20 protein-coding genes are annotated in these 19,097 nt (G+C 70.5%); 14 read left to right on the forward strand and 6 right to left on the reverse strand.

The genetic code is table 11. From position 1 onward, the window contains the following. The first annotated feature begins 14 nt into the window (after positions 1-14). The 5 genes from HNR67_RS07230 to HNR67_RS07250 all read left to right on the forward strand — a co-directional run bounded on the left by HNR67_RS07230 (position 15) and on the right by HNR67_RS07250 (position 4,402). Entirely contained in the window at positions 15-1,175 is a 1,161-nt protein-coding gene (locus HNR67_RS07230) for a PrsW family intramembrane metalloprotease (protein ID WP_312986674.1), read from the forward strand. Positions 1,176-1,281: 106 nt separating this feature from the next. After that, entirely contained in the window at positions 1,282-2,175 is an 894-nt protein-coding gene (locus HNR67_RS07235) for a Rossmann-like and DUF2520 domain-containing protein (protein ID WP_185001304.1), read from the forward strand. Further along, positions 2,172-3,101 (forward strand): pantoate--beta-alanine ligase, encoded by a 930-nt coding sequence (panC, locus tag HNR67_RS07240; protein ID WP_185001305.1) that lies wholly within the window; start codon positions 2,172-2,174, stop codon positions 3,099-3,101. The genes HNR67_RS07235 and panC overlap by 4 nt, the downstream gene beginning before the upstream one ends. Before the next feature lie 15 nt (positions 3,102-3,116). After that, positions 3,117-3,602, forward strand: coding sequence for an aspartate 1-decarboxylase (gene panD / locus HNR67_RS07245; protein ID WP_185001306.1), 486 nt, complete (start codon positions 3,117-3,119; stop codon positions 3,600-3,602). A 14-nt stretch (positions 3,603-3,616) separates the two neighbouring features. After that, a complete protein-coding gene (locus tag HNR67_RS07250) occupies positions 3,617-4,402 on the forward strand; it encodes a type III pantothenate kinase (protein ID WP_185001307.1) in 786 nt (261 codons plus the stop codon). A gap of 1 nt (position 4,403) precedes the next feature. Here the strand turns inward: HNR67_RS07250 and HNR67_RS07255 are convergent, their stop codons facing one another. Further along, positions 4,404-5,183 carry a class I SAM-dependent methyltransferase gene (locus HNR67_RS07255; RefSeq protein ID WP_185001308.1) on the reverse strand — a complete coding sequence of 260 codons (780 nt, stop codon included), beginning with the start codon at positions 5,181-5,183 and terminating at the stop codon, positions 4,404-4,406. Positions 5,184-5,296: 113 nt separating this feature from the next. On the opposite strand from HNR67_RS07255, the gene lysS reads away from it, so the two are divergent. Further along, complete coding sequence (gene lysS / locus HNR67_RS07260) at positions 5,297-6,751, forward strand: lysine--tRNA ligase (RefSeq protein ID WP_185010293.1); 1,455 nt, start codon at positions 5,297-5,299, stop codon at positions 6,749-6,751. A gap of 136 nt (positions 6,752-6,887) precedes the next feature. After that, positions 6,888-7,253, forward strand: a complete 366-nt coding sequence (locus HNR67_RS07265) for a histone-like nucleoid-structuring protein Lsr2 (protein ID WP_185001309.1) — start codon at positions 6,888-6,890, stop codon at positions 7,251-7,253. 101 nt (positions 7,254-7,354) lie between these two features. Here the strand turns inward: HNR67_RS07265 and HNR67_RS07270 are convergent, their stop codons facing one another. Then, the gene (locus HNR67_RS07270) at positions 7,355-8,341 is read right to left on the reverse strand and encodes an ABC transporter substrate-binding protein (RefSeq protein WP_185001310.1); all 987 of its coding nucleotides are present in this window, start codon (positions 8,339-8,341) and stop codon (positions 7,355-7,357) included. Positions 8,342-8,394: 53 nt separating this feature from the next. Between HNR67_RS07270 and HNR67_RS07275 the strand changes: the two genes are divergently transcribed. From HNR67_RS07275 to HNR67_RS07285, 3 genes are read left to right on the forward strand one after another with little or no spacing between them, the layout of a single operon-like run. Then, positions 8,395-9,447: a FecCD family ABC transporter permease gene (locus tag HNR67_RS07275; protein WP_185001311.1), complete on the forward strand. Its 1,053-nt coding sequence runs from the start codon at positions 8,395-8,397 to the stop codon at positions 9,445-9,447. Next, positions 9,444-10,526 carry a FecCD family ABC transporter permease gene (locus HNR67_RS07280; RefSeq protein ID WP_185001312.1) on the forward strand — a complete coding sequence of 361 codons (1,083 nt, stop codon included), beginning with the start codon at positions 9,444-9,446 and terminating at the stop codon, positions 10,524-10,526. The genes HNR67_RS07275 and HNR67_RS07280 overlap by 4 nt, the downstream gene beginning before the upstream one ends. Further along, a complete protein-coding gene (locus tag HNR67_RS07285) occupies positions 10,523-11,341 on the forward strand; it encodes an ABC transporter ATP-binding protein (protein ID WP_185001313.1) in 819 nt (272 codons plus the stop codon). The genes HNR67_RS07280 and HNR67_RS07285 overlap by 4 nt, the downstream gene beginning before the upstream one ends. Before the next feature lie 20 nt (positions 11,342-11,361). Here HNR67_RS07285 and HNR67_RS07290 read toward each other — a convergent pair whose 3' ends face one another. Next, on the reverse strand, positions 11,362-12,189 hold the full coding sequence (locus HNR67_RS07290) for a (2Fe-2S)-binding protein (protein WP_185001314.1): 828 nt from the start codon (positions 12,187-12,189) through the stop codon (positions 11,362-11,364). A 281-nt stretch (positions 12,190-12,470) separates the two neighbouring features. Here HNR67_RS07290 and HNR67_RS07295 point away from each other — a divergent pair, with 281 nt between their 5' ends. Continuing rightward, on the forward strand, positions 12,471-15,026 hold the full coding sequence (locus HNR67_RS07295; protein WP_185001315.1) for an ATP-dependent Clp protease ATP-binding subunit: 2,556 nt from the start codon (positions 12,471-12,473) through the stop codon (positions 15,024-15,026). A 73-nt stretch (positions 15,027-15,099) separates the two neighbouring features. Then, positions 15,100-16,188 (forward strand): endonuclease/exonuclease/phosphatase family protein, encoded by a 1,089-nt coding sequence (locus HNR67_RS07300; RefSeq protein WP_185001316.1) that lies wholly within the window; start codon positions 15,100-15,102, stop codon positions 16,186-16,188. Here HNR67_RS07300 and HNR67_RS07305 read toward each other — a convergent pair. Both HNR67_RS07305 and HNR67_RS07310 read right to left on the reverse strand, forming a co-directional pair. Then, positions 16,185-17,018 carry an SIR2 family NAD-dependent protein deacylase gene (locus HNR67_RS07305; RefSeq protein WP_312986678.1) on the reverse strand — a complete coding sequence of 278 codons (834 nt, stop codon included), beginning with the start codon at positions 17,016-17,018 and terminating at the stop codon, positions 16,185-16,187. The genes HNR67_RS07300 and HNR67_RS07305 overlap by 4 nt on opposite strands. Further along, positions 16,993-17,307 carry an antibiotic biosynthesis monooxygenase family protein gene (locus HNR67_RS07310; protein ID WP_185001317.1) on the reverse strand — a complete coding sequence of 105 codons (315 nt, stop codon included), beginning with the start codon at positions 17,305-17,307 and terminating at the stop codon, positions 16,993-16,995. The genes HNR67_RS07305 and HNR67_RS07310 overlap by 26 nt, the downstream gene beginning before the upstream one ends. A 23-nt stretch (positions 17,308-17,330) precedes the next feature. Between HNR67_RS07310 and HNR67_RS07315 the strand changes: the two genes are divergently transcribed. After that, positions 17,331-18,101: an alpha/beta fold hydrolase gene (locus HNR67_RS07315; protein WP_185001318.1), complete on the forward strand. Its 771-nt coding sequence runs from the start codon at positions 17,331-17,333 to the stop codon at positions 18,099-18,101. Here HNR67_RS07315 and HNR67_RS07320 read toward each other — a convergent pair. After that, entirely contained in the window at positions 18,098-18,625 is a 528-nt protein-coding gene (locus HNR67_RS07320) for a 2'-5' RNA ligase family protein (RefSeq protein ID WP_312986680.1), read from the reverse strand. The genes HNR67_RS07315 and HNR67_RS07320 overlap by 4 nt on opposite strands. An 85-nt stretch (positions 18,626-18,710) precedes the next feature. On the opposite strand from HNR67_RS07320, the gene HNR67_RS07325 reads away from it, so the two are divergent. Continuing rightward, a complete protein-coding gene (locus HNR67_RS07325) occupies positions 18,711-19,082 on the forward strand; it encodes a DoxX family protein (RefSeq protein ID WP_185001320.1) in 372 nt (123 codons plus the stop codon). The last annotated feature ends 15 nt before the right edge of the window (positions 19,083-19,097 follow it).

The raw sequence follows: 19,097 nt of genomic DNA on the forward strand, positions 1-19,097 counted from the left end.
GTAAAGTCTTGATCGTGACCGCGCCTGAAGCCCCCGTGTCGCCTCGACTCGACCAGTTCGCCCGGCGCCGCCGGGCGGTGATCGGCTCGGTGCTCGGCCTGACCGTGCTGGGGGTGTCCGGCCTGGTGTTGCTGGGTGTGGCCACCGCACGGGTCGGGTTCGAGGCCGTGCTGGTCGGCGCGCTGGCCGCGCTGCTGCCGGTGATCCCCGTGGTTGGCGCCTTCCTGTGGGTGGACCGCTGGGAGCCCGAACCGGCCAGGCTGCTGCTGGCCGCCTTCCTCTGGGGCGCCTGCGGGGCCACCGCGAGCGCGCTGCTGGTCAACGACACCGCCCAGCACCTCGGCGAGATCCTGCTCGGCCACGGCGAGGGCGACCTGATCACCTCGGTGATCTCCGCCCCGCTGGTTGAGGAGGCGGGCAAGGGCCTGTTCGTGGTGGCCCTGCTCTGGCGGCGGCGGCACGAGTTCGACGGGATCGTGGACGGCATCGTCTACTCCGGCATGGTCGCGGCCGGGTTCGCCTTCACCGAGAACATCTTCTACTTCGGCCGCGCCTTCGCCGAGTACGGCCTCGGCGGCATCAGCAGCGGTGTGATCGCGGTGTTCATCCTGCGCGGCGTGCTCTCCCCGTTCGCGCACCCGCTGTTCACCGTGATGCTGGGTATCGGCGCGGGCATCGCCGCCTCCACCGGCAACCGCGCGATCAAGGTGCTCGCCCCGGTGGCGGGCTTCCTGCTCGCGGTCACCCTGCACGCGCTGTGGAACGGCGCGGCCACCTTCGGCGGTGGGCTTGGCTTCCTCAACACCTACTTCGCCATCATGTTCCCGATCTTCATCGCCACCGTGGCACTGGTCATCTGGCAGCGCCGCCGCGAGCAGCGGGTGATCACCGGCGAGCTGCCGGAGATGGCCAGCAACGGCTGGATCGCACCCAGCGAGGTCAAACTGCTGGCCACCCTGCCCGGCCGCCGCTGGTGGCGCAGCGCGGTGCACAAGCGCTCCGGCGAACGCGCGTCCAGGGCGGTGGCCGAGTACCAGGTGGCGGTCACCGAACTCGCCTTCCTGCGGCACCGCATCGGGCCGGGCCCCGCCCCGCGCGAGCTGGCCGACCGCCACTCGGAACTGCTGGTCGCGCTGACCAGGGCCAGGGAGATCGCCAGCGGTTCACCGGGCTGAGCGCGACTGGTCACATTGAGCTGCCGGAGGGCTGGCCCGGGGTTACGGTGCCCAGGTCGTCCGGTACCCGCAGTGGAGCGGGACTGGAACGCCGGAAGAGGACACCATGACCGACCGCCCAGCCCGACTCGCCGTCGGCGTCGTCTCGGCAGGCCGGGTCGGCGCCGTGCTCGGCGCCGCGCTGGCCAGAGCCGGACACCACGTGGTCGCGGCCGCCGCCGTGTCCACCGCCTCCCAGCGCCGGGCCGAGGCACTGCTGCCGGAGGCGGCCATCCTGCCTCCGGACCAGGTCGCCGAACGCGCCGACCTGGTGCTGCTCGCGGTGCCCGATGACGAACTGCCCGGACTGCTGCGCGGCCTGATCGCCACCGGTTCGCTGCGCGGCGGCCAGATCGTGGCGCACACCTCCGGCGCGCACGGCTCCGCACTGCTGGCCCCCGCCGCCGAACTGGGCGCGCTGCCGCTGGCCCTGCACCCCGCGATGACCTTCACCGGCCGCCCTGAGGACCTGCAGCGCCTGGTGGCCTGCCCGTTCGGGGTGACCGCGCCCGACGGCGAGGAAATCGCCTGGAACGTGGCCGAGGCGCTGGTGGTGGAGATGGGCGCGGAACCGGTGCGCATCCCCGAGTCGGCCAGGGCGCTCTACCACGCCGCGCTCGCGCACGGGGCCAACCACCTCATCACCCTGGTCGCCGAGGCCGCGGACCTGTTGCGCGGGGCAGGGGTGGCAGATCCCGGCCGGTTGCTGGGCCCGTTGCTCTCCGCCGCGCTGGACAACTCGCTGCGCCTTGGCGACCGGGCCCTGACCGGTCCGGTGGCCCGTGGCGATGTCGGTACGATTCGCACGCATCTGGGCGTGCTGCGGGCGCAGGCGCCCGAATCGCTGTCCGCCTATCGGGCGCTGGCCCACCGCACCGCCGAGCGCGCGGTGGCCTCGGGTCTGCTCCGGCCTGGTCAGGCCGAGGCGGTCCACTTCGAACTCGACGAGGAGCAACCATGACCGGGCAACGGCCCTACACGCCCGGCGAGCTGACCGTGCACCACTCGCCGGACGAGCTGGGCAAGGTCACCAGGGCGCTGCGGGCCACCGGCCGCAAGATCAACCTGGTGCCCACCATGGGCGCGCTGCACGAGGGCCACCGCACGCTGATCCGCCGCGCCCGCCGGATCCCCGGCACGGTGACCGCGGTGTCGATCTTCGTGAACCCGCTGCAGTTCGGTCCGGACGAGGACTTCCACCGCTACCCGCGGCCACTGGAAACCGATCTGGACGCCTGCCGGGCCGAGGGTGTGGACCTGGTCTTCAACCCCTCGCCGGAGGCCATGTACGGCACCGGCGCGACCACCACCGTGCACCCCGGTCAGCTCGGCGCGGAGCTGGAGGGCGCGGTGCGGCCCGGCCACTTCGAGGGCGTGCTTACCGTGGTGGCCAAACTGCTCAACATCGTCCGGCCCGACTTCGCCTACTTCGGGGAGAAGGACTACCAGCAGTTCGTGCTGGTCAAGCGGATGGTGACGGATCTGAACCTGGAGAGCGCGATCGTCGGCGTGCCCATCGTGCGCGATGCCGACGGCCTGGCGCTCTCCTCGCGCAACGCCTACCTCAGTGAGGACGAGCGCCGGGCGGCGCTCGCGATCCCGGCGGCGTTGGCGGCGGGTGCGATGGCCGGTCCCGACGGCCCGGCGGCGATCCTCGCCGCGGCCAGGGCGGTCGTCGAAGCCGAGTCCGGGCTGCGCCTGGACTATCTGGAGCTGCGGGCCAGGGATCTGGGCCCCGCACCGGAGAACGGCAAGGCGCGGCTGCTGATCGCGGCCCGCGCCGGGCGGACCCGCCTGCTCGACAACATCCAGCTCGTGGTCGGTCACGGGGTCGACGAGAACGACGACACCTACAACCCGGCCGCCGGGCTTCCTCGGGAACGGTGAACGGGAGGCATCGCCATGTTCCTGACCATGCTCAAGTCCAAGATCCACCGTGCCACGGTGACCCAGGCCGACCTGCACTACGTCGGCTCGGTGACCGTGGACGAGGACCTGATGGACGCGGCCGGCCTGCTGGCCGGCGAGCAGGTCGCCATCGTGGACGTCAGCAACGGCGCCCGGTTGGAGACCTATGTCATCCCCGGCGAGCGCGGTAGCGGCGTGCTCGGCATCAACGGGGCCGCCGCGCACCTGGTGCACCCCGGCGACCTGGTCATCCTCATCGCCTACGGGCTGATGGAGGAGGCGGAGGCCAAGGCGTACAAGCCCAAGGTCGTCTTCGTCGACGCGGAGAACCGCATCGTCGAACTCGGCGGCGACCCGGCGCACGCGCCGGAGGGCTCGGGGCTGTCCAGTGGCGCGGTCACCGCCGAGACCGACGGCCCGCCGCAGTCGGAGACGGTGGACGCGGCGCGGCTGGACGCGCTGCTCCAGGCCGAAAACTAGAGAGGACAACGCGGGTGCTGCTCGCCATCGACGTCGGCAACACCAACATCGTGCTCGGGCTCTACGAGGGCTCGGGCGACGATGCGAAGCTGGTCAGGGACTGGCGGATGCGCACCGACGCCCGGATGACCGCCGACGAGCTGGCGCTGACCATGCGCGGCCTGCTCGGCGAGCACGCCGGGCAGGTCACCGGCGTCTCCGCGCTCTCGACGGTGCCCTCGGTGCTGCGTGAGCTGCGGGTGATGCTGGGCCGCTACTTCGACTCGGTGCCCAAGGTCATCGTGCAGCCCGGCGTGCGCACCGGGGTGCCGCTGCTGGTGGACAACCCGAAGGAGGTGGGCTCGGACCGGGTGATCAACACCCTGGCCGCGCACCACCTGCACGACACCGCCTGCGTGGTGGTCGACTTCGGCACCTCCACCAACATCGACGTCATCTCCGCCAAGGGCGAGTTCCTCGGCGGCGTGTTCGCCCCCGGCATCGAGATCTCGGTGGACGCGCTGGCCGCCCGCGCCGCCCAGCTGCGCAAGGTCGAGCTGGTCCGCCCGCGCTCGGTGATCGGCAAGAACACGGTGGAATGCCTCCAGTCCGGCATCCTGTACGGCTTCGCCGGGCAGGTCGACGGGCTGGTGCGGCGGATCATCGAGGAGCTGACCGCCGACGGCGAGGAGAAGATCACCGTGATCGCCACCGGCGGCCTGGCCACGCTGGTGCTCGCGGAGTCGGCCACCATCGAACACCACGTGCCGGACCTGACCCTGCTGGGCCTGAGGCTGGTCTACGAGCGCAACCTGAGGTAGGTCACTTGCCGACCACGGCCCTGGACACCGTGGTCACCAGCGGCAGCTCGAACTCCCCGCCCGCCGTGGCCGGGTTGCCCTCCAGGTACGCGCGCACCCGGCCGAGCAGGGCCTGCTGCTCGTCCGGGGTGCGGACCAGGGTGGGGGAGTGGGTGCCCACGGTGGCGGTCAGCGAGGCCGCGGTGCGGGGCTGTTTGTGGCTGAACTCGCGCAGCTCCTGCTCCTGGAAATCGGCGTGTGCCGGGATGCTGCGGCCCGAGCGCAGGCTGTAGCGCACGCCCAGCCCGGCGATCTCGGCGAACTCGGCCACCCAGTCCACCCGGTCGTCGTCGAGGTTCCACAGCGCGGCCAGCACGCCGCCGGGGGTGAGCACCCTGGCGATCTCCGGCAGTGCCCGGTCCAGGTCGAACCAGTGCAGGGCCTGGCCGACCAGCACCGCGTCCACCCGGTTGTCCGGCAACGGGATGGCCTCGGCCGAACCGGGCAGCGCGACCACCCCGCGCAACCGGCCCACCAGTTCATCGCGCATGGCCGCGTCCGGTTCCACCGCGATCACGTCCAGACCGGCCCGCAGCAGCTGCTCGGTGAGTTTCCCGGTACCGGCGGCCAGGTCCAGCACCCGCAGCGGGCGGCGGGCGGCCACCGGGGCCAGCGCGAAGCTCACCGCGGCCTCCGGGTAGTCCGGGCGGTGGTCGGCGTAATCGGCCGCGGCGGCGCCGAAGGAACGGGCCCGGCGCGCGTGTTCGGTGGCGAGGCGATCGCTTGGGGTGAAGTCCGGCACAACGAGAACCTATCCCGTTCGCATTACTCTCCGGGTACTCCGTAACCTGTGTTGCCGTGACAGAGCAGCCGCAGCACCAGCCCGTAACCAGCGACGACGACCTGCCGGAGCAGATGCGCGTCCGGCGCGAAAAGCGGGAGCGGCTGCTGGCCGAGGGCAAGGCGCCCTATCCGGTCGTACTGGACCGCACGCACTCCCTCGCCGAGATCAGGGCCGCCTATCCCGATCTTCCGCCGGACACCCCCACCGGGGAAATCGTCGGCGTGACCGGACGGGTCATGTTCCAGCGGAACACCGGGAAGTTGTGTTTCGCCACTCTCCGCGAGGGTGACGGCGTCGAGCTGCAGGCGATGCTGAGCCTGGACAAGGTGGGTGCGGAAGCACTGGCCGGGTGGAAGTCCGATGTCGATCTCGGTGATCACGTGTTCGTCCGCGGCGAGGTGGCCACTTCGCGGCGTGGAGAACTGTCGGTCATGGTCACCGAATGGCAACTTGCCGCCAAGACCTTGCGCCCGTTGCCGGTAGCCCACAAGCAGCTCTCCGAAGAGACTCGAGTGCGGCAGCGTTATGTCGACCTGTTGCTCCGACCGGAGGCCAGGGACGCGGTGCGTATCCGCGCCGGTGTGATGCGTTCGCTGCGGGAGTCCTTCCACCGCCGGACTTTCACCGAAGTCGAGACGCCGATGTTGCAGACGCTGCACGGCGGTGCCAGCGCTCGTCCGTTCACCACACACTCCAATGCGTTCGACATCGACCTTTACCTGCGGATCGCACCCGAGCTGTACCTGAAGCGCTGTGTGGTCGGCGGGATCGAGAAGGTCTTCGAGATCAACCGGAACTTCCGGAACGAAGGATCCGACTCCTCGCACTCACCAGAGTTCGCGATGCTCGAGGCGTACGAGGCATACGGTTCCTACGACACGATTGGCAAGCTCACCCGGGAGTTGGTACAGGAAGCCGCGGACGCCGTTTTCGGTAGTCAGGCAGTCACCCTCGCGGACGGTTCGGAGTACGACCTGTCCGGCGAGTGGACCACACTGACTATGTACGGCTCACTGTCCGACGCGCTTGGTGAGGAGATCACCCCGGCGACTCCGGTCGAGTTGTTGCGCAAGCACCTGGAATCTCGCGGACAGGAAGTTCACCCGGCTGCCGGACACGGAAAGTTGGTCGAGGAGCTGTGGGAACACCTCGTTGGTGATCACCTGCACGCACCCACCTTCGTACGTGACTTCCCGGTCGACACCTCGCCGCTGACCAGGGAACACCGCAGCGAGACCGGCATCGCGGAGAAGTGGGACCTCTACATCCGCGGTTTCGAGCTGGCCACCGGATACTCGGAGTTGGTCGACCCCGTTATCCAGCGGGAACGCCTCGAGGCGCAGGCCCGGCTGGGCTCGGCAGGCGACGTCGAGGCGATGCGCCTCGACGAGGACTTCCTGCGTGCGCTGGAGTACGGAATGCCGCCCAGTGGCGGTATGGGAATGGGTATTGACCGGCTGTTGATGGCGCTCACCGGTCTTGGTATCCGGGAGACGATCCTGTTCCCGCTAGTCCGTCCTGAATGACGTTCACCACTTTGAGACCGTGTGGTGAGTGTTCCTCTAGCTGTTAGTGCGCTAATCTTCCGCGTAGTCTCTACAGACGAACTACACGCCGGGAGCTTCGCCGGCAGCCACTGGGGTTTCAGGAAGGAACAAGCGCATGGCGGAGAGAGTCGTCCGAACCCTGGTCGACGACCTGGACGGTTCGGAAGCGGAAGAGACCGTCGAGTTCGCGGTCGACGGTGTGTCCTACGAGATCGACCTTTCCGGGGACAACGCGACGAAGCTTCGGGACGCGCTCGCGTCCTATGTCGCAGGCGCGCGCCGGACTGGCGGCCGGCGGCGCACCACTTCGGCGCCGGGTCGTTCCGGTGCGGTCGCCGGACGGGCGGCCGGTCGGGTCGCTTCCGCCGATCGCGAGCAGAACCAGGCGATTCGTGAGTGGGCCCGCAAGCGGGGCATGAAGGTTTCCGACCGGGGCCGCATCCCGGCGGACGTGCTGCAGCAGTTCCACCAGGAGAACTGACCGGCTGAAAACGGCCACCACTTGGACATTTCAATACGGGACGGGACCCGCCACCGGTTTGTAGCCGTGCGGCGGGTCCCGTTCTGTGCTATATGGCGTGATCACTTACCGGGATCGACACCGAAAGCCTTCGCCAGGTCGTCCAGCACCACGTGTGCGCCTTGCAGGCTCACCGAGGAGATCCAGGTGGTATCCGAAACTTCATGCACCTGGCCCTTGAGCTGTGCCCACAGCGGATTGGCCTGGAACTTCTCCTTCGCCTTCGCCGAGCCGCCCTTCGGATCCGGGAAGGCGGTCACGAACACCTGGTCGCCATCGGCGCGCAGGATGTTCTCCGGGCTCAGCTCCACGAAGATCTGCGCCGCGTTCGGGTCGTTCTGATCCGCCGGCCTGCCCAGTCCGGTGTCCTTGAGCACGATCCCGATGAAGCTGTTCATCGAGTAGGCCCTGGTCGGCCCGTCCACGAATCGGACAACCGAGACAGTGGGCGTCTTCCCGGCCTTGGCCTTGATCGCCGCGCCGACCTTGGCCGCCCGGTCCTCATATGCCTTGATCTTGGTCTCGGCCAGCTGTTCCTTGCCCAGCGCCTTGCCCGCCAGCCGGATGTTGTCCTTCCAGGTCTTGCCGGTCTCCGCGCTGAACACGGTCGGCTTGCGCGCGGAGAGCACGCTGTACAGGTTCTCGTGCCGGACCTTGGCCGAAAGGATCAGATCCGGCTCGGCCACCAGGACCTGCTCCAGCTTGGTCTGCTCCAGCTCGCCCACCGGCTTGGCGTTCTTGGCGTACTTGTCCGCCTCGGCCTTGAGGTAGTCCGGGAACTTCTCCCCGCTGGCCGGGAACAGGGTGTAGGCGGCCAGCTGGGTCTCCAGCGCGAACACCGCGTCCACGTAGGAGCTGTCCAGCGCGGCCACCTTGACCGGCTGCTTCTCGATGGTCGTCTTGCCCATGGCGTGCTCGACGGTGCGCGGGAACCCGGCGACCGACTCCCCGGCGGACGTCGTGCCGGTCTGCGGGGTCCCGCCACCGCCGCAGGAACTGACGAGCAGGGCCGTGGCGGCGGCGAGAACAGCCAGGGATGGCCTGGTCATGACGGTCCTTCCGTTCGGTTAGGCTTGCCTCAGTAGAGGATAGGAGCCGCAGCATGACCCGTGCCGCGATCGCGCCCGGGTCCGCCGTTCCGGCCCCGGTCCGCCGACGCCGTCGTGTGCTCGGCATCCTGCTGCTCGCCATCGCGCTGGTGCTCGCACTGGTGGCCAGTGTGGCCATCGGCGCCAAGCCGGTCCCGCTGGGCGACGTCTGGCACGCGCTGACCGCCCCGACGGGCAGTGAGAACGACCTGATCGTGAACTCGCTGCGGATCCCTCGGACCATCCTCGGCCTGCTGGTCGGCCTGGCGCTGGGCATCGGCGGCGCGCTGCTGCAGGGCCACACCCGCAACCCGCTGGCCGATCCCGGCCTGCTCGGGGTCAACCAGGGCGCGGCCTTCGCGGTGGTGCTGGCCATCTTCACCTTCGGCTTCACCGACCTGTTCAGCTTCGTCTGGTTCGGCTTCGCCGGCGCGCTGCTGGCCACCGTGATCGTCTTCGCCATCGGCTCGGCGGGCACCACCGGCCGCGGCGGGCCGACCCCGGTGACGCTGGCCCTGTCCGGCGCGGCCGTGTCGGCCTTCCTGTACGCGCTCAGCTCGGCGCTGATCCTGCTGGACGCGCAGAGCCTGGAGACCTTCCGGTTCTGGCGCAGCGGATCACTGGCAGGCCGCGATCCGGAGATCATCCTGCAGGTGCTGCCGTTCCTGCTGGCCGGACTGGTGCTGGCACTGGCCAACGCACCCGGCCTGAACGCGGTCTCCCTCGGCGAGGACGTGGCCCGCTCGCTCGGCCAGCGGATCTGGCTGACCAGGGCGCTGGGCATCGCCGCGGTGACCCTGCTGACCGGGGCCTCGGTGGCCGCCTGCGGGCCGATCGGCTTCGTCGGGCTGATCGTGCCGCACATCGCCAGGGCCATCACCGGCCCGGACTACCGCTGGCTGCTGCCCTACGCCGGACTGATCGGCGCGGTGCTGGTGCTGGCCTCCGACGTGCTCGGCCGGGTGCTCGCCCGGCCAGGTGAGCTGCAGGTCGGCATCATGCTGGCGCTGGTCGGCTCGCCGTTCTTCGTGGTGCTGGTGCGCCGCCGGAAGCTGGTGAGCCTGTGACCGCCAAGACCGAGGCCAGGGTGCCCGGCAGGCCCGCACTGCGCCTGGCCGGGGCCTCCTGGACGCTGCGGCTGCGGGCCGTCGCGGTGCCGGTGCTCGGCCTGGCCGTGCTGGTGTTCGTGCTGGCGCTGAACCTGACCCTCGGCGATTTCCCGATCAGCCTCGGCGAGGTCTTCGCCGCGCTGCTCGGCGGCGGGGACGAGGCGCACCGGTTCATCCTCTACGACCTGCGGCTGCCCCGGGCGCTGACCGGCGCGCTGGTCGGCGCCGCGCTCGGCCTGGCAGGCGCGATCACCCAGGCCATCGCACGCAACCCGCTGGCCAGCCCGGACCTGCTCGGCGTGAGCGCGGGGGCTGGCGCGGGCGCGGTGTTCGTGGTGATGTTCGGCGGCAGCGCCGGCGGGCTCAGCGGCTACCTGGCCGCGGTCGGCCTGCCGATCGCCGCGCTGATCGGCGGCCTGCTCGCGGCCGCCGTGGTCTACCTGCTGGCCTGGCGGCGCGGCATCGAGGGCTTCCGGCTGGTGCTGGTCGGCATCGGCGTGCACGCGGTGCTGTCCAACGTGACCTTCTGGCTGCTCACCCTCTCCGACGTGGCCGACGCCGGCCGGGCCATGGTCTGGCTGACCGGCAGCCTCAACGCCCGCGGCTGGGACCACGTGCTGCCGGTGGGCATCGCGCTGGCCGTGCTGGTCCCGCTCACCCTCTTCGGCGCGCGCACCCTCGGCGCGCTGCAGTTCACCGACGACACCGTGCGCGGACTCGGCGTGCGGGTCGAGCTGAGCCGTTCGCTGCTGGTGCTGGCCGCGGTCGGCCTGGCCGCGGTGGCCACCGCCTCGGCCGGTCCGATCGAGTTCGTCGCACTGGCCGTGCCGCAGATCGCGCTGCGGCTGACCGGCCTGGCCCAGCCGCCGCTGCTGGCCAGCGCGGTGCTCGGGGCCGCGCTCACCGTCACCGCCGACGTGCTGGCCCGCACCGCCTTCGGCTCGGTCGAACTGCCGGTCGGGATCGTCACCGCGATCCTCGGCGCTCCCTACCTGGTGTTCCTGCTCGTCCGACGTTATCGGGAGGTACGCGGATGACCGCGCTGCCCACAGCCGCCCCAGCGATCCGCCTGGCCGCCAGCGAGCTGACCCTGGCCTACGGCGACAACGTGGTCGTCGACGGACTGGACTTCGAGGTGCTCGACGGCACCGTCACCGCGGTGATCGGCCCCAACGGCTGCGGCAAGTCCACCCTGCTGCGTGCGCTGGGCAGGCTGATCAACCCGCAGCGCGGGCACGTGCTGCTGGACGGCAAGCGGATCGACAAGACCCCGACCCGCGAGGTCGCCAAGGTGCTCGGCGTGCTGCCGCAGACCCCGACCGCGCCGGAGGGCCTCACCGTCGCCGACCTGGTCGCCCGTGGCCGGCACCCGCACCAGTCCTGGTACCGGCAGTGGTCGAGCGATGACGAGGACACCGTGGCCGAGGCGCTGCGGATGACCGGCATGCTGGAGTTCGCCGAGCGCACCCTTGACCAGCTCTCCGGCGGTCAGCGCCAGCGCGCCTGGATCTCCATGGCCCTGGCCCAGGGCACCGACCTGCTGCTGCTGGACGAGCCGACCACCTACCTGGACCTGGCCCACCAGGTCGACGTGCTGGACCTGGTCCAGCGGCTGCACACCGAGGCGGGCCGCACCGTGATCATGGTGCTGCACGACCTGAACCTGGCCGCCCGCTACGCCGACCGCCTGGTCGCCATGCGCGCGGGCAAGATCGTCGCCCAGGGCCCGTCCGCCGAGGTGCTCACCGAGGACCTGCTGCGCGAGGTCTTCGAGCTGGACGCCAAGGTCATCCAGGACCCGATCGCGGGCACCCCGCTGGTGGTGCCGGTGGGCAGCAGGCACAAGATCTGACCCGGCGGGGCCGGGTCAGGTCAGGACTGCTCCAGCACCCGCTGCTCCCGCTCGGCCGCGGAGACCCGGGGGCAGGTCACGCAGGGGGTGCCGCCGTCGAGGGCGAAGTGGAAGCAGCAGCTCTCCCGGCGCCGGGTCCACACCGTCCTGCCCTCGCCGTGCACCGGGTAGAGCCGGGAGGCCGAGGTGAACGGCTCGATCCGCGCCGGCAGCACCAGCGCGGCCTGGGCCACGCCCGCGCCCTCGTCGCCGAACATCCGGCCGGTGTTCCACAGCGCGCTGTCCAGTGCGTCGGTGGCCGCGCCCCAGAGCATGTGCCTGCCCAGCCGGACGGTCGGGCCGTAGGCGGCGACGAACTCACCGGCGTGTCCGGCGTAGCGCGCCCGCAGCACCCCGGCCAGCGCGGCCTCGTCCCTGACCACGGTGGCCTCCGGCGTGCCCACTGCCGGGTCGTCCGGCAGGCAGACGAAACCGGCAGAAAGCAGGGCGATCCCATCGGGGTGCGGACGATCACCCGAAAGGCGGAAAGCAAGATCGGCAGGCCGCAGCCACGGCACCCGGCGGGCGGTGTGGAACAGGATCGCGCCCAGGTAGGCCGGGATCTGCAGGTACCAGGCCAGCACGTAACCGGCGGTGGTGCGTTCCGGAATATTTCCGTCGTGCCGGTCGTTGAGCCATTCGGCGAGGTCCTTGCGCCAGCGGTCGAAGGCGGCCGGATCGGCCAGCAGCCCGGCGCAGTTCCGCCAGGAGTCGTCGGGGGTCCCGAAGCGCACGGTCACATGTCCGCGCGAGGTGTCGGCGCTGGCCAGTGAGTCGGCCAGGGCGCTGCGCGCCAGACGGACGGTCACGCACGGCTCCTCGGTTGTTGGTCAGGCTTGCCTAACCTAACCTAGGGTAAGCGGGTATTCCGCCATCGGGGTGATCTCGTCGCCGGGAGGTGGTTTGTTCGCGCTTAGCGGACACCGCCGATCCGGTGGAATTGTGTCCACCTCACACTCGTTGTGTCAGTCAGTAGCGAGAGTGTGAGGACAGAAGGAAGAAGTCGGGCCTACTAGAGTGGCCCTACGGTGCCGACCCGGGAGTGAGACGCGGGGTCGAGGGCCGCCGGCGCAGCAGTCAGGGAGTGCGAATGTTCGAAAGGTTTACCGACCGCGCGAGGCGGGTGGTTGTCCTGGCCCAGGAGGAAGCCAGGATGTTGAACCACAACTACATTGGCACCGAGCACATCCTTCTGGGCTTGATCCACGAAGGTGAGGGTGTCGCCGCCAAGGCGCTGGAGTCGCTGGGCATCGCCCTTGAGGGCGTGCGCCAGCAGGTCGAAGAGATCATCGGTCAGGGCCAGCAGGCGCCGAGCGGGCACATCCCGTTCACGCCGAGGGCGAAGAAGGTCCTCGAGCTGTCCCTGCGGGAGGCTCTTCAGCTCGGCCACAACTACATCGGCACCGAGCACATCCTGCTCGGCCTGATCCGCGAGGGCGAGGGCGTGGCCGCCCAGGTCCTGGTGAAGCTGGGCGCCGACCTGAACCGGGTGCGGCAGCAGGTGCTGCAGCTGCTCTCCGGCTACCAGGGCAAGGAACCCGCCGAGTCCGGTGGCAGGGGCGAGGGCACTCCCTCCTCCTCGCTGGTGCTCGACCAGTTCGGCCGCAATCTCACCTCCTCCGCCCGCGAGGGCAAGCTCGACCCGGTCATCGGGCGCGAGAAGGAGATCGAGCGGGTCATGCAGGTGCTGTCCCGGCGCACCAAGAACAACCCGGTGCTCATCGGTGAGCCCGGCGTCGGCAAGACCGCGGTCGTGGAGGGCCTTGCCCAGCGGATCGTCAAGGGCGAGGTGCCCGAGACGCTCAAGGACAAGCAGCTCTACACCCTCGACCTCGGCTCGCTGGTGGCCGGTTCCCGCTACCGCGGTGACTTCGAGGAGCGCCTGAAGAAGGTGCTCAAGGAGATCCGCACCCGCGGCGACATCATCCTGTTCATCGACGAGATCCACACCCTGGTCGGCGCGGGCGCCGCTGAGGGCGCGATCGACGCCGCCAGCATCCTGAAGCCGATGCTCGCCCGAGGTGAGCTGCAGACCATCGGCGCCACCACGCTGGACGAGTACCGCAAGCACGTCGAGAAGGACCCCGCGCTGGAGCGCCGCTTCCAGCCGATCCAGGTCGGCGAGCCCTCGCTCGAGCACACCATCGAGATCCTCAAGGGTCTCCGCGACCGGTACGAGGCGCACCACCGGGTCTCGATCACCGACTCCGCGCTGGTCGCCGCCGCCACCCTGGCCGACCGGTACATCAACGACCGCTTCCTGCCGGACAAGGCGATCGACCTGATCGACGAGGCCGGCGCCCGGATGCGCATCCGCCGGATGACCGCGCCGCCGGACCTGCGCGAGTTCGACGAGAAGATCGCCGACGTGCGCCGGGACAAGGAATCCGCGATCGACGCGCAGGACTTCGAGCGCGCGGCCAAGCTCCGGGACGCGGAGAAGCAGCTGCTGGGCCAGAAGGCCGAGCGGGAGAAGCAGTGGAAGGCCGGTGACCTCGACGTCGTCGCCGAGGTCGACGAGGAGCAGATCGCCGAAGTGCTGGCGAACTGGACCGGCATCCCCGTCTTCAAGCTCACCGAGGAGGAGACCTCGCGTCTGCTCCGGATGGAAGACGAGCTGCACAAGCGGATCATCGGCCAGTTCGAGGCGGTCAAGTCCGTCTCGCAGGCGATCCGCCGTACCCGCGCCGGTCTGAAGGACCCGAAGCGCCCCTCCGGCTCGTTCATCTTCGCCGGCCCGTCCGGTGTGGGTAAGACCGAGCTGTCCAAGGCGCTGGCCGAGTTCCTCTTCGGCGAGGACGACGCGCTCATCCAGATCGACATGGGCGAGTTCCACGACCGCTACACCGCCTCGCGGCTCTTCGGCGCGCCCCCCGGGTACGTCGGCTACGAGGAGGGCGGTCAGCTCACCGAGAAGGTGCGGCGCAAGCCGTTCTCCGTGGTGCTCTTCGACGAGATCGAGAAGGCGCACCAGGAGGTCTACAACACGCTGCTCCAGGTGCTCGAGGACGGCCGCCTGACCGATGGTCAGGGCCGCACGGTGGACTTCAAGAACACCGTGATCATCTTCACCTCGAACCTCGGCACCCAGGACATCTCCAAGGCCGTCGGCCTCGGCTTCACCGCGAAGACCGGTGAGGGGTCGAACTACGACCGGATGAAGCAGAAGGTCAACGACGAGCTGAAGAAGCACTTCCGCCCCGAGTTCCTCAACCGGATCGACGACATCATCGTCTTCCACCAGCTCACCGAGGAACAGATCATCCGCATGGTCGACCTGATGATCAACCGGGTGGAAACCCAGCTCCGCAACAAGGACATGTCGCTGGAGCTGACCCCGAACGCGAAGAAGCTGCTGGCCAAGCGCGGGTTCGACCCGGTGCTGGGTGCGCGGCCGCTGCGCCGGACGATCCAGCGGGAGATCGAGGACCAGCTCTCGGAGAAGATCCTCTTCGGCGAGATCCAGCCTGGGCAGATCATCATCTGCGATGTCGAGGGCTGGGACGGCGAGGGTCCGGACGACAAGGTGAAGTTCGTCTTCCGCGGTGAGGCCAAGCCGACCCGCGTGCCGGACGCTCCGCCCGTCGACCTGGCCGGTCCGGCCGGCGGTGACGAGCCCGAGGCGGGCACCGGCACCAACGGCTGATCCACGGCACGAGCAGAAGGGGCAGGGCGCCACCGGTGTCCTGCCCCTTTCGTCTGTGCCGACCCTCGCGCGGATGATCAGGCACTCTGGTGGGGTGAGCTATCCGCGGATCGAGGCAGACACGACGCCGTTGACTGCTCGGCCCACATCGCCCCGGCCGCCGGAGCCACCGGAGCCGAAGCGGCGGCGGCGCGGCGGGAAGTTCGCCGGGGTGACGCTGTTGCTGCTGGCCCTGCCGGTCATCGCGCTCACCGGGCTGCGCGCGGTCGGCTTCGACCAGCAGAAGCACGCGGCCGCCGCGATCGCGCTGACCCCGTACGCGCTGCCGGCCGCGGCCCTGCTCGCGGTGCTCACCCTGTTGTTCCGGCGCTGGCTGCTGGCCATCGTGCTGGTGCTGTGCACGGCGCTGCTGGCCTTCATCGTGCTGCCGAGGGCGTTCGTGAAGGCGCGGCCGATCGCGGTCGGCGCGCAGGTCAGGGTGCTCTCGGTGAACCTGCTCTTCGGCCGGGCCGATCCGGCGTTCGTGGTGAACCTGGTGCGCGACACCAAGGCCGACGTGCTCAGCCTGCAGGAACTCACCCCGGAGTCGGTGACCGCGCTGGAGCGGGCCGGACTCAACCAGGAGCTGCCGTTCCGGGTGCTGGAACCGGCCGACGGGGCCGCGGGCACCGGCATCGCCTCCCGGCATCCGCTGACCCGGATCGTGCTCGGCCGCCCGCCGGCGCCCGGCGCGTTCGCCCAGCCGGCCGCGCTGGTCAACCTGCCGGGCCCGCGCAGCCTGGAGATCATGGCGGTGCACCCGCGCATCCCGGTCGGCCCCGAGGGCGCCGAGCCGTGGCTGCGGGACCTGGGCACGCTGCCCGAACCGCGTACCGAGGGCCCGGCCAGGGTGCTGGCCGGGGACTTCAACGCCACCCTCGACCACTCGCCACTGCGCCGCCTGCTCGGCCAGGGCTACCTGGACGCCGCCGACCAGGCGGGCGCCGGACTCACCCCGACCTGGCCGGGCGTCGGCGCCGGGCTGATCCCGCCGCCGGTGACCCTGGACCACGTGCTGGTGGACAAGCGCTGCCCGGTGGACCGCTTCGACGTCTTCGAGATCCCGGGCAGCGACCACCGCTCGATCCTGGCCACCATCACCGTGCCCAGCGCCGGTCCCTAGATCAGCCCGTCCAACTGCTGCAAGGCGTCCAGGCAGGTCAGCGGCAGCGAAACACCGCGCCCGTGCCGGATCTCCGGCTCCCGAGGGTTGATCCGGATCAGCCCGCCGCCCGCCGCGCTGGCCAGTTCGGCCTGCCGCCGCACGGTGGGCACGGCCTGGCCCGCGCCGATCTCGATCACCACCAGGTTCGCGCCACGCAGTTCCCGCCGCCAGCGGGTGTAGTCCTCGAGCTGGGCCTGGCTGCGCCCGCCGACCCAGTCGTAGTCGCCGAACATCAGGATGTTCGGCCGGGCCAGCCCACCACAGCCGGGACAGCCCGGCAGCTCGCCGACGGCCCGCATGGTGTCCGGATCGACCTCGACCTGGAGGTCCGTGGCCGGCCAGATGTCATCCGAGCAGCCGCCTGCGCATTGCAGCCAGTGGATCGAGCCGTGGCATTCGGCCACCTGCTCGAACCCGGCCAGCTGGAACTGGCCGTCCACGTTGGAGGTGAACACCCACTGCCCGCGCGGCAGCCGCGCACCCCACTTCCGCAGCAGCGCGAATCCGGCGTGCGGCACGGTGGCCCGGTACAGCGCGATCCGGTGCCCGTAGAAACCCCAGGCCAGCGCCGGGTCCTCGGCGAAGTGCACCGGATCGGCCAGCTGCTCGAAGCGCAGGCCGAGCGCGGCATAGGGCGGGTAGGCCCGCCAGAAGCCCGCGTCCCCGCGGAAGTCCGGCAGGCCGCTGTCCACACCCATGCCCGCGCCCGCGCACACCAGCAGCGCGTCCGCACCGCGCAGCAGCTCCGCGGCGCGGGTGAGATCAGTCCTGGACGCGGGGTCCGGCACTGAGCACGACCTCGAACTCCAGCAGGCTGGACCCGGTGCCGACCGGCTTGGCCCGCTCACCGGAGTGCGCGGCCTTGGCCGAGCCGTTCAGCCAGGCCTGGAAGTGCTCCTCGGTCTCCCAGCGGGTGTAGATGAAGTAGCGCTCCTCGCCCGCCTTCGGGCGGAGCATCTCAAAACCGAGGAAACCCGGCTCGCCCTCCACCGCGCCCAGACGCGCGGCGAACCGCTTCTCCAGCTCCGCGCCGGAGCCATCGGGTACCTCGATCGCATTGATCTTCACAACGGCCATGCGGCCAGCCTAGCCTGACCGGCATGCGTGACGGAGTGGTCGACTTCGGTGGCGAGGGACCGGGAATCCTGTTGCTGCACGGGCTGATGGGCCGGGCCAGCACCTGGTGGTCCACCGCCCAGTGGCTGCGCCGCTACGGCCGGGTGGTCGGCCTGGACGCCCGCGCGCACGGCCGCGCCACCAGGGACAAACCCTGGCGCACCGAGACCTTCGCCGACGACGCGGCCGCGCGGATCCGCGAGCTGGAACTGGGGCCCGCGATCGTGATCGGCCACTCCATGGGCGGCCTGCACGCCTGGGCGCTGGCCGCCCGGCATCCGGAGCTGGTGCGCGCGGTGGTCTCCGAGGACATGGCCCCGGACCAGCGCGGCAAGAGCGTCGAGGACTGGCGGGACTGGTTCGCGGCCTGGCCGGTGCCGTTCCCGTCGCTGGCCGCGGTGCGCGCGTTCTTCGGCGCGGACCGGACCGAGGTCGGCGACTACTTCATCGAATGCGTCGAGGAGACCCCGGACGGCTACCGGCTCACCGCGGACCTGGAGGACCTCTACGAGATCGCCGCCGAATGGGGCGAGCGCGAGTACTGGTCCTTCGTCGAGGCGGTGCGCTGCCCGCTGCTGGCCATCGAGGCCGGGTACTCGGGCATGCCGCCCGGCCAGATCGTCGAGGTGGCCCGCCGGGCCCAGGACGGCCGCTACTTCCTGGCCGAGGGCGCCGGGCACGTCGTGCACTACGAGGCCCCCGAGCTGTACCGGGGCGCGGTGGAGGCATTCCTGAGCGAGGTGCTGGGCCGCTAGGCCGACCACAGTTCGTCGACCTCGCCGGTGCGGGTGTCCACCACGCCGATCGCGGCCACACCCGCCCGGATCGGCTCATACGGGTGCACCGCGGCGAACCCGGCGGCCAGCTCGGCCCCGGTCACGCCCTGGGCCAGCGTGCAGTGCGGCACCCAGGACCCCGGCAGGTAGTAGGCCGAGGGGTGCTTGACCCGCCCGGCCAGCACATCGTGCACGGCCGAGTGCACCGCGAGCAGTTCCGCGTCCACCACCGCGGCCAGCATCAGCACGTTCTCGCTGGTGGCGAAGGCCCCGACGTTGTGCAGCCAGAGACCGGGCATGGCGAGCAGGGCCAGGTCCGCGCGCAGCTCCGCCCTGGCCCTGGCCGGGATCTGCGCGGCCACCGCCAGCGAGATGTGCGGCTGGTGCCGCCGGTGGGTCAGGGTGGCCAGGCTGGGCGCCCCGGCCTGCTCCAGCCTGCGCCACAGCCCGCGCACCGCGGTGTCGGCCTCGGGGTCGAAGAACATCTCCAGAGCGTCAGCCACTCGCGCATCGTGCCGCACGTGACCTACTAGGAAATTCGGAGCACACTGATCGCGGCACATTCCATCTGGCCCACCTGGAGCCGTCATGAACACCGTGCTGTGGATCCTGCAGATCGTGCTCGCCGCCGCCATGCTCGGCGCCGGCGCGGCCAAGCTCAGCCAGGGCCGCGACAAACTGCTCGACAAGATGACCTGGGCGGAGTCCTACTCCGACCCGGCCTTCCGCGGCATCGGCGCGGTCGAGGTGCTCGGCGCACTCGGCCTGATCCTGCCCGCGGTCACCGGCATCGCGCCGGTGCTGGTGCCGCTGGCCGCCACCGGGCTGGCCATCACCATGCTGGGCGCGGTGCTCACGCACGTCCGGCGCAAGGAGTTCGGCCAGCTCGCGCCGGCCGCGGTGTTCCTGGTGCTGGCCGTGGTCATCGCCTGGGGCCGGTTCGGCCCGTACCCGCTCTGACCCGCCCTTGAACGG

The organism is Crossiella cryophila (assembly GCF_014204915.1).
Classification (GTDB): Bacteria; Actinomycetota; Actinomycetes; order Mycobacteriales; family Pseudonocardiaceae; genus Crossiella; species Crossiella cryophila.